Below are 16,142 nucleotides of genomic sequence, written 5' to 3'. Positions count from 1 at the left end.
AATTAAAAATTACGAATTACGAATTACGAATTACGAATTACGAATTACGTTCTAAGGTTTCTCCGAGCTTGTCGGCAATTCCTTCTATCCACCGCTCGTCTTGTTTAGTATAGCTGCGCGGCGCATTCGCTCCTAGAATCAGGATTCCTTTCGCTCCTACCGGCTGCGCGATCGCGCCCTGCGTATTTTCTGGGAGATGGTCGAATTCAATCCGACCGGGATAAACTTTTAAATCGACTAAATAGACGGCTTTACGTTTGTCTAGCACGCGCTTGAGAATTGCGCCCGGTTTTACTTCCGGGTTTTTACCTAAAATGCCGCGCCGCATCAAAGTTTTGCCATCGTAGTAAAGAACGAGCGATCGCGTTACCGTATTCGTTAATAATAAATGCGATGCCCAAGCTAACTCAATTTTGACCGCTTCGGGCAGATGTTCGGCGAGTTCAAAGCCTTCTTCGCCTGCTAAAGTAACCGTATCGGGCGATCGCGGTTGAATCTGCTGCCAAATCAATCCCACCAAAATCAATAACGCACTTAAGATTACGCCCACCACATCCGAACGAGACTGCGACTCGGTTAACCCCTCGCTTGCGAAGCGATTAACTAATAATAAAATCCCCCCTATACTGCCCCCAACTAAGGGCAGTAGTCGCAGAATTCGATTCGGATCGGGTTTAGACACAAGAATTACATCCGACTTTGAATTTCTAAAACCCGGGTGAGGAACAGAATTTTGGATTCTGTAACTCCCCTAGCAATGCTACTTTTCTTCACCGGGTTCGAGGATGCGTTGAAATAAATATCCCGTTCCGCGTGCGGTTAAAATTAACTCGGGATTGCTGGGATCGTCCTCTAATTTGGCGCGCAATCTGGAAATGTGAACGTCCACCACGCGCGTATCGACGTGGCGTTCGGGGGTATATCCCCAAACTTCCTGCAAAATTTCCGATCGCGAAAATGCTTCCCCAGAGCGACTGACAAGCAATTCTAGCAGGCTAAACTCCATTCCCGTCAGGCGGATGCGTTCGTCGCCTTTGTACACTTGGCGCTTGTTGGTATCGATTTTAATCGAACCGACTTGAATCACCCCAGAACTGGGAATTCCGGGACTACCATTTTTCTCAACTCGTCGTAGAACGGAACGAATTCTCGCTTCGAGTTCCTTGGGCGAGAAGGGTTTCACCACGTAATCGTCCGCACCGAGTTCCAATCCGGTAATGCGATCGGCAACATCACCCAAAGCCGTTAGCATAATAATGGGGATATCGGATTCCTTACGCAGTTCTTGGCACACGCCGTAACCGTCCAACTTCGGCATCATCACGTCTAATACCACCAAATCCGGATCTGCCGTGCGGAAAGTTGAAATCGCTTCCTCTCCATCTGCTGCGGTGACGACATCGTAGCCAATCATTGACAAGCGAGTTTCCAAGATGCGGCGAATGCTTGCTTCATCATCGACAACGAGAATTTTTTCCTTATGAGTTTCCAAGGTTTTTTCTTCGCTCCTTTTTTGTGACAGCAGATTGCAAAGTTTTAATTTAAATTACCTGTAAGGGTTTTTCTAGAATATCGCGTTGAAGGGCGATCTGTCTCTAATGTAAGGGTTCTCGCTACAATTAAAGAGTTTTTAAAGATTGTTTAATTGTTAAGTCGTGTAAACAAAGTTCGGTTAACTATAAATCTTTGTATCCCATTCTAATTCAGGGTTAATCTTCCCTCAATATTGAACAATGGCAAAACCGCGCACGAGCTTCTCTTGTAATGAATGTGGCGCTGAATCTCCCCAATGGTTCGGCAAGTGTCCTACCTGCGGAACTTACAACTCTCTGGAGGAGCAAGTTCTCGCGCCAGAAACGCCGGGAGTCATTAATCGGGGCGGTTGGCAGTCGAGCAAGTCTTCTTCGCGCCGAACGACGGGAACCCCAGAACCGCGAGCATCGGTGCGTTTTTCCCAAATTGCAGAGGACGTACAGGTTCGCTTTCCTTCGGGCTATGCAGAGTTCGATCGCGTTTTGGGGGGCGGCGTAGTTCCGGGTTCGTTGGTGCTGATTGGGGGAGATCCCGGAATTGGCAAGTCAACTTTATTATTGCAAACGGCGAACCAGTTAGCAAAAAATTTCCGCGTTCTTTATGTGAGTGCGGAGGAATCGGGACAACAGGTGAAGTTGCGCGCGGGGCGGTTGGGGGTAGGAACTTCGGTGTTGGAGGGCGAGGGGAATGGGAAGGCGGCGGAGGTGAGAACCACGGATCCGAATTTGTACGTGCTGCCGGAGACAGATTTAGAAGAAATATTAAGAGAACTGGAATCGTTGAAGCCGAATGTGGCGGTGATTGATAGTATTCAAACGCTGTATTTTGCTTCGTTAAGTTCTGCCCCGGGTTCGGTAGCGCAGGTGAGAGAGTGTACCTCGGCGTTGATGCAGGTGGCGAAGCGGGAGAATATTACCCTGTTGATTGTCGGTCATGTGACTAAAGAAGGCGCGATCGCGGGGCCGAGGGTGTTGGAACATTTAGTCGATACGGTATTGTATTTTGAGGGCGATCGTTACGCTTCGCATCGATTGTTGCGATCGGTTAAAAATCGCTTCGGTTCGACGCACGAAATCGGGATTTTTGAAATGGCGGAACGGGGTTTGGAGGAAGTGGCAAACCCTTCTGAGTTATTTTTGGGCAGTCGCGATGAGTTTGTTCCCGGGACTTCTACTGTCGTTGCTTGCGAAGGGACTCGCCCGTTAGTGGTGGAGTTGCAAGCATTGGTGAGTCCGACGAGTTATGCTTCGCCGCGCCGTTCGACGACGGGGGTAGATTACAATCGCTTGCAGCAGATTTTAGCGGTGTTGGAAAAACGGGTTGGCGTTCCCCTCTCGAAGTTGGATGCTTACGTCGCTTCGGCGGGCGGATTGGGGGTAGGGGAACCGGCGGGGGATTTAGGGATGGCGATCGCGATTGTAGCAAGTTTCCGCGATCGCATCGTCGATCCGCGCACGGTGTTAATCGGCGAAGTGGGATTGGGCGGACAGGTGCGTTTGGTGTCGCAGATGGAATTGCGGTTAAAGGAAGCGGCTAAACTAGGATTTAAACGCGCGATCGTTCCTAAAGGGCAAAATTATGCCGACGATGTAGGTTTGGAAATTATTCCCGTTGGAAAAGTAATCGATGCGATTGTCGCTGCAATTCCGCCGCAACCGCGATTCGGTAGCACCCCGCAAATCGAAGGGGAAGAGGAAGAAGAATTTGGGGAAATGGAAGAATAAGCTGTTCTAATACCAGATTGATGTGAAGTTGTATAAGTAGGGGCGCATAAAAAAAGTTAACAAGACCTGTAGGGGCGGGTTTAGCTGAAACTGTTGTTATGAGAGCGCTCTAGAAATCAAAACCCGCCCTCCCCACATTCTATTTAATTACAACCGCCTACTTAGAATAAAAAGTAGGGTGTGGAGCGCGAAGCGTAACGCACCATTATCCTGAAAATTTAGGAGAGTTAATTCTAGGCAAAGTCATCTTAAATTTGGTATATAGCATTTTTCGTTTGCGTGAGGTACAGTTCCAAAAATCAAATCGGTAGGGGCGCGGATTTCGAGGTCTTAGGGGCGCGGATTTCGAGGTCTCCTCGAAATTAAACGCCGCCCCGTCTCGAAATTAAACGCCGCCCCGTAGGGGCGAATAGTATTCGCCCGCTGGGTGTACTCATCCATGTGAAAACTGCTATAACAGCCAGATTTTTAGATTGCTTTTTTTATATCAACTTAGTGGATTATTGATAAGTGATATGGTTGCTACTCTCGAAAAATCCCAACAACAGACTTATACGCCAGAAGAGTATTTCGCGATTGAGGAAACCGCTGAGTTTAAAAATGAATATCGCCAAGGACAGATTATACCGATGACAGGGGGAACTGTAACTCACAACCAAATTAGCGGCAATCTCTATTTAGCATTGCGTCTGGGTTTAAACGGCAAGAACTTCAATGTTTTTATTGGAGATGTCCGGCTATGGATTCCCGATGCTTCAGTTTACACTTACCCGGATGTTATGGTAATTAGCGATCGCGTGGAATATCATAACAATCGTAAAGATACAATCGTCAATCCTCAAATTATCATTGAAGTCTTACCAAGATCGAGTCGCCGTTACGACCGGGGCGAACAATTTGATTATTATCGAACGATTCCAAGCTTTCAAGAATATATTTTAGTCGAACAGTCGCAAACAAAAATCGAGCAATTTGTCAAGACCGATCGCAAGCGTTGGTTGTATCGCGAGGACGATGCGGAAGATACAATTTTAAGCTTTGAAACGCTTCAGTTAGAAGTTCCCATCACCGAGGTTTACAATAAAGTTGAATTGGGGGAAGAGGAAGCAGCGAGTGAGTAGGGGTATTGTTCTAGTTTAGACGACGTAAACAATGCAAACTTAAGGAAAATCGCTAGATTAAGCTAAGGCGCATTCAAATTGGGTAAACTCAATCTCCCCGTCAGCCCCACATCACAATTTAAATGACGAACAGCTTATACTCTCTCTAAATTGACATCAGCCCAAGCGCTCGGATCGTCTTTGGGTTCGAGGTGAGAAATCACAAAACTTTCCGGCAATGCTTTAATAATCGCGAGTTCGATTTCTTCACATAAAGTATGACCTTGTAAAACTGTCCATTCTCCCGGAACTAAAACGTGAAACATAATAAAGCGGCGCGAACCGGCAACCCGCGTTCTCAAAGCATGAAAAAGAATGCCGCGCTCTTCGTAGGAAGCTAAAATATTCGTAATAATTTTTCGCTCTTCTTTGGGAATGGAACTGTCGAGAAGTCCCGAACCTGTTTCTTTTAAAAGTTTAAAGCCTGCCCAAACAATATTAACAGCGACAAGAAGCGCAATAATTGGATCGAGAATTAATAAACCCGTGAGTTTAACGATGAAAATACCAATGATTACACCAAAGGAAGTCCAAACGTCGGTGAGGAGGTGATGTGCGTCAGCTTTGAGGGTAATAGAACGCAGTCGCCGCCCAGCTTTTAACAAAATCCAAGCGACAGCACCGTTAATGGCTGTGGCTGCGAGGGAAAGCACCAAACCGATATTGACTTGTTCGAGGGGTTGAGGATTAAATAAGCGCCCCCAAGCCGCGATCGCAATTCCTACCGCAGCTAGTAAAATCAAAATACTTTCTAAACCGCTGGAAAAGTATTCGGCTTTCGTATGTCCGAAAGCGTGTTCTTCATCGGGTGGTTTTGCAGCAAAAGATAGCGCCCAAAATGCAACAACGGCGGCAACTAAGTTAATCCCCGATTCGAGCGCATCGGAGAGCAATCCCACCGAACCTGTTAATTTATAGGCTACAAATTTGAGGGCGATAGTAGCAACGGCAGCGGCGATGGAGAGGAGAGCGTAAGAACGGGGAGACTTTTGGTCTATCATTAATTTTTCCAGTTTTCAGATGCACGATTGAGAACGTAGGCGGCAACTGTTTCGATTTCTTCCGGGCTGAGGCGATCGCGAAACGCTGACATATTATTCTTACCATTGGTGACGATTTCTGTGACAGCGGCAAGGGTATCAACTCCATTGCGCTGTAATGCCTTTTGTTTGAGGTTTTTTCCGCGCCGGATAATATTACCGCCATTGGCATGGCAACCGGCACAATGGACTTCAAATAATTGAGCGCCCGCTGTTGTCGGGGCGGCGATGGCTGGGGAAGAATAGAGGAGGAAAGCTAAAAAAAGCGCGATCGCCAACCCATTCAATCTCTTGATATTCCAATTATTCATTATTCACCATTCATTATTCATTAAATAGATTGCCGATGCGACGAGCGATAAAACGGTTTTTTCACCACCTTCGCCGGATGAAGTTTGCCGCGAATTTCTACATCAAAGGTTCGTCCGATTTTACTCGAAGTTGCGGGAACGTAGGCTAGCGCGATCGCTTTGCCCAGCGTCGGCGAAAGCGTACCACTCGTCACTTCCCCCACCGCAACCCCATCAACCACCACCGGATAACCGTGACGGGCGATGTAGCGTCCTTCCATCTCCAAACCCACCAAACGCCGCTTTACGCCTTCTGCCTTCTGTTGCTCCAAGCGCGATCGCCCGATAAAATCCTCCTTATCATCCCAATGCACCAACCAGCCCAACCCCGCCTCTAACGGAGTCGTTGCTTCGTCGATATCCTGCCCGTACAGCGCCATTGCTGCCTCCAACCGCAGGGTATCCCGCGCCCCCAAGCCGCAAGACGCAACTCCCGCCGCCAACAGCGCATCCCAAAGCAATCCTCCCACCTCCGGCGCAACCATCACCTCAAACCCATCCTCCCCGGTATAACCCGTTCTCGCTAAAAATCCCGGTTTCCCCAGAATCGTTGCATCGAGGTGTCCGAAGGCGGGCGTTGCGCCCAAATCTTCCGCCACCAAGGTTTGTAGGACTGCCGCCGCACGAGGCCCTTGCACGGCAATCAGAGCATTTTCGTCGGAAACGTCCGTTAAGATGGCGGAGGGAGCGTTTAAATGAGCTTGCAGCCAGTTTTTATCTTTGATTTTGGTCGCAGCATTAACGATTAAAATGCCTCGCTGTTCCCCAGCGGTGCTATCTTCCTGACGATAGAAAATTACGTCATCGATAATTCCGGCTTCGGGATTGAGTAAGACTGTATACTGAGCTTGACCGGGCTGCAAGCGCGCGAGATTGGAAGGAACCAACGGTTGTAACGCTTCGATGAGTTCTTTTCCTTGCAGGACAAACTTCCCCATATGAGAAATATCGAACATTCCCGCTGAAGTCCTTACCGTTTCGTGTTCTTGCTTTAAACCAGCAAACTGAACGGGCATTTCCCAGCCAGAAAAGGCAGTGAGGCGAGCGCCTTGTCGGACAGCGCGATCGTATAATGGCGTGCGGGCAAGTTCGGAGGAAGTCACGGCAAAATTACCTTAAGAAGACCGCTCCTTATTATAAAGAAAACGAGCCGGACAATAGAACTGTCAACGCCGTACCAGCGGATTGGAATAAAGCGTTAAACAGGCTTCTCTATCCACGCCCGTATCCCTTTCTGAGGATAATAATTTTTAATTTTTAATTTTTAATTCACTCAACAATATGCCCAAAATTAGCCTTCCCCGCCTTTCCCCCTTTATCTTCGCTCTCGCCCTCGCCGCCTGCAACCCAGCCACGACAACGCAACAAACCGCCAATCCCGACACCTTAAAACTCCTCTACTGGCAAGCGCCGACGATTCTCAATCCCCATCTCTCCACAGGATTTAAAGATTCTGAAGCCAGTCGCATTACCCTCGAACCCCTTGCTAGTTTTGAGAAGGACGGGAAGACGATGATTCCTTTCCTCGCTGCGGAGATTCCCAGCGTTGCGAATGGCGGGGTAGCCAAAGATGGGCGTTCGGTCACTTGGAAGTTGAAACCGAATGTAAAATGGTCGGACGGTACGCCCTTTACTGCTGCCGATGTGGTGTTTACTCACAAATTCGTGACGACACCGGCAGTGGGGGCGACAACGGCGGGTGCTTACGAATTGATTGAAAAAGTCGAAGCGATCGACCCCTTAACGGTAAAAGTTACCTTTAAACAGCCGAATCCGGCTTGGTTTACGGTTTTTGTGGGAACGGAAGGAATGATTCTCCCGCAACATCTGTATGCGAAGTATGCGGGGGCAAACGCGCGGGAAGCGCCCGCTAACCTCAAACCCGTAGGGACGGGAGGGTATCGCGTTGTGGAGTTCAAACCGGGCGATACGGTGGTTTACGAGGCGAACCCGGAATATCGGGAGGCGAACGGTGTTGGGTTTAAGCGGGTGGAATTGAAGGGGGGCGGCGATGCAACTTCGGCAGCGCGGGCGGTGCTGCAAACGGGGGATGCCGATTTTGCCTACAATTTGCAGTTGGAAGCGCCGGTTTTAAAGGAGTTTGAAACGGCGGGGCGGGGGCGCGTGGTGACGACTCCGAATTCGTTGGTGGAACGAGTGCTTATCAATCATAGCGATCCCAATCGCACGACGGTAGAAGGGGAGAAGTCGAGCGTACAATTTCCCCATCCGTTTTTGAGCGATCTTAAGGTGCGGCAGGCGTTGAATCTCGCGATCGATCGCGACGCGATCGCGACTCAATTATACGGCTCCACGGGCAAGGCTACTGCTAATTTCCTGGTCGCACCGCCACAGTTTGTCTCCCCCAATACTCGCTATGAATTTAACTTGCAAAAAGCCGCACAGTTGCTTGATGAGGCGGGCTGGAAGGATACCAATGGGAACGGTACGCGCGATCGCAACGGCATTGAAATGAAAATTCTTTTTCAAACTTCTGTTAACCCATTGCGCCAAAAAACGCAAGAGATTATCAAACAAACGTTACAACAAATTGGGATTGGGGTCGAACTTAAAAGCATTGATGCCAGTATTTACTTTTCCAGCGATCCCGCTAACAAAGAAACAACCGAACATTTTGAAGCCGATTTGCAAATGTTCAGCACCGGAAATACCAACCCCGATCCCCTGACCTACTTCAAAACCTACACCTGTAAAGAAATTCCTCAGAAAAAGAATAATTGGACGGGTGATAATGTCTCGCGTTATTGTAGCCCGGAATACGATCGCCTCTGGCAGCAGATGGGCGCAGAGTTGAACCCAGAGAAACGCGCAGCCCTCGTCATCCAATTAAACGACAAATTAGTCAGCGAAGCGATCGTCCTACCCATTATCGCGCGCCAAGAAACCGTAGGGATTGCCACTACCCTCGAGGGATTCGAGCTAACGCCCTGGGATTTAAATACTTGGAGAGTTGCCCAGTGGCGGCGTAAAACCGATTAAAAGCTACAGGAATAAAATTTGAATGGGAGCGATGAGAAGGAGGTTCTCAAGCTTTCGATAAAAAAGAATCATAACTGCGATCGCCTGCTAATCCCCTGCGGTCTAGGTATTCATAACTTTTTCACAAGTTTGCTCTTTTTGCTGAAAATAGAGTTAGCATTGAGACGATACCGTAGGGCTGTCGTCCAACTATCCAATTGGGGTGGGGGAATCTCCCCAAAAGAGTAGGGAAAATCCCCCAACAATAATGAGTTATTCAATGCACTCGCTCGTCATCTGCCAACATGAAACTCCAGCGTGCAATACCAGCTTTAATCGTGCTGCTATTAGGGAATGAAGCTTTCGCTTTGCCCCTAGTTCCCGATAGCACTCTCGGTACCGAAAATTCAGCGATCGTTCCCCTTGACGATACAAACAATCGCATTGATGGCGGCGCTTTACGCGGTATCAATCTTTTTCATAGCTTCAGCGAGTTCAATGTTGGCGAAGGCAGTGGCGTTTACTTCAGCAATCCCGCTGCTGTTGAAAATATCCTCACGCGCGTTACGGGCAGCAATCCCTCCGAAATCCTAGGCAGATTGGGCGTTCTGGGCAATGCCAATCTCTTTCTGTTAAATCCGAACGGCATTATCTTCGGCGCAAACGTCCAACTCGATATCGCGGGTTCTTTTACTGCCAGCACCGCCGATCGCATTCTCTTCGAGAATAATAACGGCTATTACAGTGCCAGCGATATCGGGAACAGCAGTTTATTAAGCATTCAACCGGGCGCTCTATTTCATAACGCGGTTGCTACCCAAAGTATTGTCAGCCGGGGCAATTTAACAGTGGGCGGCAGTTTGATTCTATCGGGGGCTAATCTCGATCTCTCCGGACAACTCCACGCGGGTAGAGACTTAACCTTAGAAGCGCTTAACTCTCTAACGATTGCCGATAGTGCGACAGCCCCTTTCAATACGACAAGCGGTAGTAATTTACTCGTTCAAGGCGAGCGCAATCTTAATATTTCTATCTTGCGCCATCCCAATAGCGAGATTACGTCTGGCGGCAATACAATCCTGCGTAGCGATAACCCTATTGTTAGCGATGGAAGATTCCGCAGCTTGGGAAACTTCCGCGTCGAAAATATGAATGGAAACTTGGGAGATTTAATCAGTATCGACGATCCCGTTTTTCAGGTTTCCGGCGATTATTTCTTTAACAATTACACGGGGACTTCGCTGCAAATTTTAGCGGGCGGCAGCGTTTTCTCTACCGGCACGATCGCGATTACCGGCGCAGGCGTTCTCTTCAATAACAGTACGGTAACGCTCTCTAACGGGACTTCGCTTGCGATTAACGGCACGACTCGCCCTGCGCTCGATATTCGGGCCGGAACGACAAGCTTTTTCGGTTCTCCCCTAGCGGTCGGAATGTCGGGAAACGCGGAGATTAACCTCAATCGCATCGTTTTCAATAATACGGCGGCGGCAGCTAACGGTATCGTTTATCTATCGACGCAATACAGCCCCAACCTCAGCCTAGGAGGGGGAAACATTACCATAGGTGCGATCGCTGGGAGTAACAGCATCGGGAATGCAGCAACGGTTGTGATTGACTCGCGGGCGGGCATTCAGACGGGTGACATCAATACTTCGGCGAGTGCAGTCAATCGCAATGGCGGAAACGTCACGTTGTTGGCGCGAGATGGGATTGCCACTCAAACGATCGATACGCGATCCACCCAGCGCGATAGCGGTGCGATCGCGATTAGTAGCAGCAACGGGGGAATAGATACCAGTGGCGGTCAGTTGCTATCGCTAGTAGCAGGTGCCGATCGCTTCGGCCGGAATGGGGGCGCTATAACCTTGAATGCAAGCGGCGACATTCGCGCGGGGGCAATGGATTCCTCGGGCGGTAAAAACGGCGGCGGCGGTAATATCAGCCTTCGCTCGGTTAATGGGAATGTCGAGTTTAATGGGGTGACGATTAATAGCGATACTTACGGCTCGGCGGCGGCGGGAAATATCGCAATTTCGGGCAACGCAGTCAATGTCAGCAATGGCGCGCTGATTACCTCCAGCACCTTTAACCGAGGCAATGGGGGACGAATTCAGATTACAGCGAATAACGCGCTGAACATTGATAATAGTCGGGTGGTGAGTACCACCGAAGCCGCTGCTACGGGGAATGCGGGAACGATCGCGCTGCAAGGGCAATCGCTGGCATTGCAAAACCGCGCTGAAATTACTTCGAGTACCTTCGGACTCGGCAAAGCCGGTACAATCTCGCTAAATTTCAGCGATACCGCCGCGATCGACAATAGCACGATTGCCAGTCAGGGCAGCACCACTGCGGGTAATGATGCCGGACAAGTCGCGATCGGCGCGCGCGTCCTCAACATTCTTAATAACGCTGCCATTTCCTCGAGCAACCAAGGAAGCGGTAACGCCGGACAAGTGACGTTGCTGGGAACCCAAAGCCTGAATATCAACAACAGCCGCGTTACTAGCGACGCTGGCACAGCAACAGTTCCCTCCTTTTCGCGCGGAGTTGTCACGATTCGAGGGGGCGAAGTTGCGCTCCAGAATCAAACCGTTGTTTCTTCTCTAACGAACGGCACTTCTCAAGCCGGGACTGTAACCGTCCGGGCTGACAGCGGCAATGTCTCGATCGCGGGCGGCGTTAGAATCTCCTCGAATAGTTATGGAACCGGCGATGCGGGTAATATCGATTTATTTGCGGCGCGGGATATCGCGATCGATAACAGTCGCGTTTCTAGCGATAATTCTGTCGGCGCGGCAACCAATACGGGGGGTAATGTCACCCTTAATGCACAAAACATAGATTTAGTCAATAGCTCTCAAATTTCCTCGAATACTTCTGGGTTAGCACGGGCGGGAACCGTAAACTTGAATGCGAGCGATCGCGCGACAATTGACAGCAGCGAGATTTTGAGTACCGTAGCTCAGAGCGGTCAAAACCGAGCCGGCGATATTAGCGTTAACGCGCGCTTGCTGTCCCTAGTCAATGGTTCGACGGTTTCCTCGCGAACTCAAGGGCAAGGCGATGCCGGAACGGTGAATCTGCAAGCGAGCCAAGGGATTATCCTCGATCGCAGCACGGTGGATAGCGAAGTCGGCGCTCGTGCAGTCGGGCAAGGCGGAAACGTCAGCGTTATCGGACCCACCGTTGCCCTTCGCAATAGCGCGATCGTCTCCTCGAGTACGTTCGGGCAGGGCAATGCCGGAACGGTTAACTTGAGCGCGACCGCAGGAACGCTGTCCTTGACCGATAGTGCCGTCACCTCCTCGAGTACTTTCGGGCAGGGCAATGCCGGAACGGTTAACTTAAATGCAACCCAAGCAGTTGCCCTGGATAACAGTCGCGTTGAGAGTCGAGTCGCTCTGGGTGCGGTAGGAAACGGCGGTAACATTACCATGACCGGACAATCCCTCTCTTTGGATAATAGTTCTAGCATTTCTTCGAGTACGGCAGGGACGGGTAACGCCGGTAATGTTCGCCTTACAGCCACCGGCGCGATCGCTCTCGACAATAACAGTCGCATCGAGAGCGATGTTGAAGCAACCGGAGCGGGTAATGGCGGCATGGTTACGCTCATCGGCGATACGATCGCGTTACGCAGCAACTCCGAAATCTCTTCGAGTACCGCAGGACGGGGCAATGCGGGCGATGTAAGCCTGCTGGGGAATCGCGCGATCTCGTTAGATAATAGTCGCGCTCTGACGACTGTTGAAGCCGGAGGTCGGGGTATGGCAGGCAATGTCACCCTCGCAGGCACAGCGTCAGGCTCTCCTATTGCCGTCAGCCTGAGCAATGGCTCCCTGGTTTCCTCTGCAACTGCCGGTTTTGGGAATGCTGGGAGCGCCAAAATTGACACGAATATTGATACGCTCGCCCTAGATCGCAGCACCGTTTCCAGCGAAGTGCGATCGGGCGCAAACGGCTCGGGCGGAAATGTATCGCTATCGGGTCGTTTATTATCTTTAGCCAATAATGCTCAAGCCACCTCCAGTAGCTTCGGTCAAGGAAATGCAGGAATTGTCGATTTAAGCGCCAGCGAAAGATTAACCCTCGATAACAGCAGCGCCGCTTCCGCAGTGGGTAGTACGGGTTTAGGGAATGGGGGAAATGTCAGCTTAAACGCACCGGAAATCGCCTTAAATAACGACGCGCAAGCCTCCTCCTCCACGGCGGGAGCGGGGAATGCGGGTAGTGTGGAAATACGGGGCGATCGCGTCAACCTCAATAACAGCAGTGCAACTTCCGCGGTACAAGCCGGAGGTAGAGGCAATGGGGGCGATGTCTCGCTATCGGGTCGTTTGTTATCCCTGACTAATAACGCTCAAGCCACATCGAGTAGCTTCGGTCAAGGAAATGCAGGCGTGGTAGATTTAAGCGCCAGTGAAAGACTGAACCTCGATAACAGCAGCGCCGCTTCCGCAGTGGGTAGCACGGGTTTAGGGAATGGGGGTAATGTCAGCTTAAACGCACCGGAAATCGCCTTAAATAACGACGCGCAAGCTTCCTCCTCCACCGCAGGAGCGGGGAATGCGGGCAGTGTGGAAATACGGGGCGATCGCGTCAACCTCAATAACAGTAGTGCAACTTCTGCGGTACAAGCCGGAGGTAGAGGCAATGGGGGCGATGTCTCGCTATCGGGCCGTTTGTTATCCCTGACTAACAACGCTCAAGCTAGCTCATCGACAGCCGGAAATGGGAACGCTGGGAGCGTCAGTTTAAGCGCCAGCGAAAAACTAAGCCTCGATAATAGCAGTGCCGTTTCCGCAGTGGGTAGCACGGGTGTAGGGGATGGGGGAAATGTCAGCTTAAACGCACCGGAAATCGCCTTAAATAATGACGCGCAAGCTTCCTCCTCCACGGCGGGAGCGGGGAATGCGGGTAGTGTGGAAATACGGGGCGATCGCGTTAACCTCAACAATAGCAGTGCAACTTCTGCGGTACAAGCCGGAGGTAGAGGCAATGGGGGCGATGTCTCGCTATCGGGTCGTTTGTTATCCTTAACTAATAACGCTCAAGCCACCTCGAGTAGCTTCGGTCGAGGAAATGCAGGAATTGTCGATTTGAGTGCCAGCGAAAAACTGACCCTCGATAACAGTAGTGCCGCTTCCGCAGTAGGTAGCACGGGTGCAGGGGATGGGGGCAATGTCAGCTTAAACGCACCGGAAATCGCCTTAAATAATGACGCGCAAGCCTCCTCCTCCACGGCGGGAGCGGGAAATGCGGGCAGTGTGGAAATACGGGGCGATCGCGTTAACCTCAACAATAGCAGTGCAACTTCTGCGGTACAAGCCGGAGGTAGAGGCAATGGGGGCGATGTCTCGCTATCGGGTCGTTTGTTATCCTTAGCTAATAACGCTCAAGCCACCTCGAGTAGCTTCGGTCGAGGAAATGCAGGAATTGTCGATTTGAGTGCCAGCGAAAGACTGCTCCTCGATAATAGCAGTGCCGTTTCCGCAGTAGGTAGCACGGGTGTAGGGGATGGGGGCAATGTCAGCTTAAACGCCCCGGAAATCGCCTTAAATAATGACGCGCAAGCTTCCTCCTCCACGGCGGGAGCGGGGAATGCTGGCAGTGTTAGCCTTGCAGCGTCGCGAACCGTCCGCCTAGATGGGAGTAGCGTAACCTCTGATGTTGAAGTCGGCGGTCGGGGTAAAGGCGGCAATGTGACGGTTGCAGCCCCCTTAATTCAGTTGACGAACAACAGTGCGGTCTCCTCCTCGACAGCGGGTGCGGGAAACGCAGGAAGCGTGAGTTTAAGGGCAGACAATGCGATCGCGATCGACAGCAGTACCGCATCCTCGGCTGTTGGCGAAACCGGAATCGGCAGAGGGGGAAACGTCGGCATCGCCACCCGTTCGCTATCCTTGACCAATAACGCCCTGTTATCCGCTAGCACTCAAGGTCGAGGTGATGCTGGGAAGATTGACATCCATGCCAGCGACAGCACGAACCTATCGGGAAGCGGAATCCTTAGCGCGGTGGGACAGAGAGCAACGGGGAACGGCGGCAATATCGAGATCGAGACCGATCGCCTGAACTTAAGCAATGGTGCAGAAATTTCTGGGAGTACGGCGGGGAAAGGGAGTGCCGGTTCGATCGCTATTTCAGTGAAAGGAGAGACGCAATTAACCGACAGCCGGATTACTAGCAATGTAGCAGCAAGCGCGATCGGCGATGGTGGCGACATTAAACTCAGCACCGACACGCTCGACCTCAATTTGGCTCGTATTTCCTCCAACTCCGAAGGAAGCGGCAGGGCAGGAGATATCGAGCTTCGGATTGCGTCAAACTTTGTCAGTCGCGGGGGCGAAATTACGGCGACTTCTCTGCACGCAGGAGGCGGCAACATTGCCATCTCTGCCCGCAATACGCTGCTGACCGACAGTAGTTTAATTAGTAGCAGCGTTTTTGATGGTACTGGAGGAGGCGGTAATATTACGCTCATCTCTCCGATATTCCTGGCTTTAAACGACAGCGACATCCTAGCCAATGCGGTTCGGGGCGATGGGGGTAACATTCTCATCAATTCCGACACTTTTATTGCCGATCTGTTCTCAAACATCAGTGCGTTTGGGGTGGGGCGCAATGTAGGAGACTTTGCCCGGTTTCGGGGCAATGGGCGCGTCGATATTTCCGCTTCTTCGGTGACGGGCGCGAGCGGTGCGGTGCGCTTCCCAGACTTTACATTCCTCCAAAATTCCTTGCAACGGCTGGCGAGCAATTTTATCGATACGGAAACCGCGATCGCGAATTCCTGCCTGACTCGTCGCAATGCCCAGCACGGAACTTTTTATGTTACGGGTACGGGCGGCATTCCGACAAACCCTTATGATGCCATTCGCGGTCGGTATGAAGTGGTTGGCGTTCGAGGATTGAGTGGTAGTTCGCCCTTGGCAGCGCCAGCTTCAAGCGAACCGCAAGCAGCTTGGAAAGTGGGCGATCCCGTCGTCGAAGCTGGGGGACTGGCAGCTACCGCCGACGGACGTTTGATTTTAGGAACGAGCGCCCAAATGCAAGAGATCGAGCAAGCGCGATCGCTCGTTTGTATGGCTCCGAGTTCGGAAACAGAAAAGCTAAATTAAGTTTTCCCAATCGCGGTTCGATTCGCGTTGCGCTTTTGAACGCGATGATTATAATGGGGTATAAGTAAAAATTCCGGGGTGAGAGGAAATAAGAATAAGGAGTAGCTTCAGCAAATTCACGCTGAAACGATTGTTGAATTTCAGGGGTAGCCATGAACAAAACTCGAGATTGCACCACAGCGCTTTCGGACAAGAGTTCCCTTCTCCTCGCGTCCCTACAGTTTTGTCC

The 16,142-nt window shown here is 50.9% G+C and carries 9 protein-coding genes; 4 read left to right on the top strand and 5 right to left on the bottom strand.

Annotated features, from left to right (window positions below; genetic code table 11):
- Positions 1–37: 37 nt before the first annotated feature.
- Entirely contained in the window at positions 38–682 is a 645-nt protein-coding gene (locus H6G50_RS04960) for a cofactor assembly of complex C subunit B (RefSeq protein ID WP_190713850.1), read from the bottom strand.
- A 78-nt stretch (positions 683–760) separates the two neighbouring features.
- A complete protein-coding gene (gene rpaB, locus H6G50_RS04955; protein WP_190713848.1) occupies positions 761–1,492 on the bottom strand; it encodes a response regulator transcription factor RpaB in 732 nt (243 codons plus the stop codon).
- A 241-nt stretch (positions 1,493–1,733) separates the two neighbouring features.
- Here rpaB and radA point away from each other — a divergent pair, with 241 nt between their 5' ends.
- Both radA and H6G50_RS04945 read left to right on the top strand, forming a co-directional pair.
- Entirely contained in the window at positions 1,734–3,257 is a 1,524-nt protein-coding gene (gene radA / locus H6G50_RS04950) for a DNA repair protein RadA (protein ID WP_190713846.1), read from the top strand.
- A 515-nt stretch (positions 3,258–3,772) separates the two neighbouring features.
- Positions 3,773–4,378, top strand: coding sequence for a Uma2 family endonuclease (locus H6G50_RS04945; protein ID WP_190713844.1), 606 nt, complete (start codon positions 3,773–3,775; stop codon positions 4,376–4,378).
- A gap of 134 nt (positions 4,379–4,512) precedes the next feature.
- Here the strand turns inward: H6G50_RS04945 and H6G50_RS04940 are convergent, their stop codons facing one another.
- The 3 genes from H6G50_RS04940 to gcvT are packed head-to-tail and all read right to left on the bottom strand — an operon-like array spanning position 4,513 to position 6,910.
- On the bottom strand, positions 4,513–5,418 hold the full coding sequence (locus tag H6G50_RS04940; RefSeq protein WP_199302708.1) for a cation diffusion facilitator family transporter: 906 nt from the start codon (positions 5,416–5,418) through the stop codon (positions 4,513–4,515).
- Positions 5,418–5,768 (bottom strand): c-type cytochrome, encoded by a 351-nt coding sequence (locus H6G50_RS04935; RefSeq protein ID WP_190713843.1) that lies wholly within the window; start codon positions 5,766–5,768, stop codon positions 5,418–5,420. The genes H6G50_RS04940 and H6G50_RS04935 overlap by 1 nt, the downstream gene beginning before the upstream one ends.
- 20 nt (positions 5,769–5,788) lie before the next feature.
- A complete protein-coding gene (gene gcvT / locus H6G50_RS04930; RefSeq protein WP_190713842.1) occupies positions 5,789–6,910 on the bottom strand; it encodes a glycine cleavage system aminomethyltransferase GcvT in 1,122 nt (373 codons plus the stop codon).
- A 178-nt stretch (positions 6,911–7,088) separates the two neighbouring features.
- Between gcvT and H6G50_RS04925 the strand changes: the two genes are divergently transcribed.
- A complete protein-coding gene (locus H6G50_RS04925) occupies positions 7,089–8,807 on the top strand; it encodes a peptide ABC transporter substrate-binding protein (RefSeq protein ID WP_190713841.1) in 1,719 nt (572 codons plus the stop codon).
- 284 nt (positions 8,808–9,091) lie between these two features.
- The gene (locus H6G50_RS04920; RefSeq protein ID WP_190713840.1) at positions 9,092–15,913 is read left to right on the top strand and encodes a filamentous hemagglutinin N-terminal domain-containing protein; all 6,822 of its coding nucleotides are present in this window, start codon (positions 9,092–9,094) and stop codon (positions 15,911–15,913) included.
- Positions 15,914–16,142 lie beyond the last annotated feature (229 nt).

Origin of the sequence: Oscillatoria sp. FACHB-1406 (genome assembly GCF_014698145.1) — a bacterium.
GTDB lineage: Bacteria > Cyanobacteriota > Cyanobacteriia > Cyanobacteriales > Spirulinaceae > FACHB-1406.
This window is presented reverse-complemented; position numbering and strand designations above follow the sequence as displayed.

Bases quoted from the DNA above. Each gene is read 5' to 3' on its own strand.
- H6G50_RS04940 (WP_199302708.1), bottom strand. From the start codon at position 5,418: ATGATAGACCAAAAGTCTCCCCGTTCTTACGCTCTCCTCTCCATCGCC.
- H6G50_RS04935 (WP_190713843.1), bottom strand. From the start codon at position 5,768: ATGAATAATTGGAATATCAAGAGATTGAATGGGTTGGCGATCGCGCTT.
- H6G50_RS04945 (WP_190713844.1), top strand. From the start codon at position 3,773: ATGGTTGCTACTCTCGAAAAATCCCAACAACAGACTTATACGCCAGAA.
- H6G50_RS04920 (WP_190713840.1), top strand. From the start codon at position 9,092: ATGAAACTCCAGCGTGCAATACCAGCTTTAATCGTGCTGCTATTAGGG.
- radA (WP_190713846.1), top strand. From the start codon at position 1,734: ATGGCAAAACCGCGCACGAGCTTCTCTTGTAATGAATGTGGCGCTGAA.
- H6G50_RS04925 (WP_190713841.1), top strand. From the start codon at position 7,089: ATGCCCAAAATTAGCCTTCCCCGCCTTTCCCCCTTTATCTTCGCTCTC.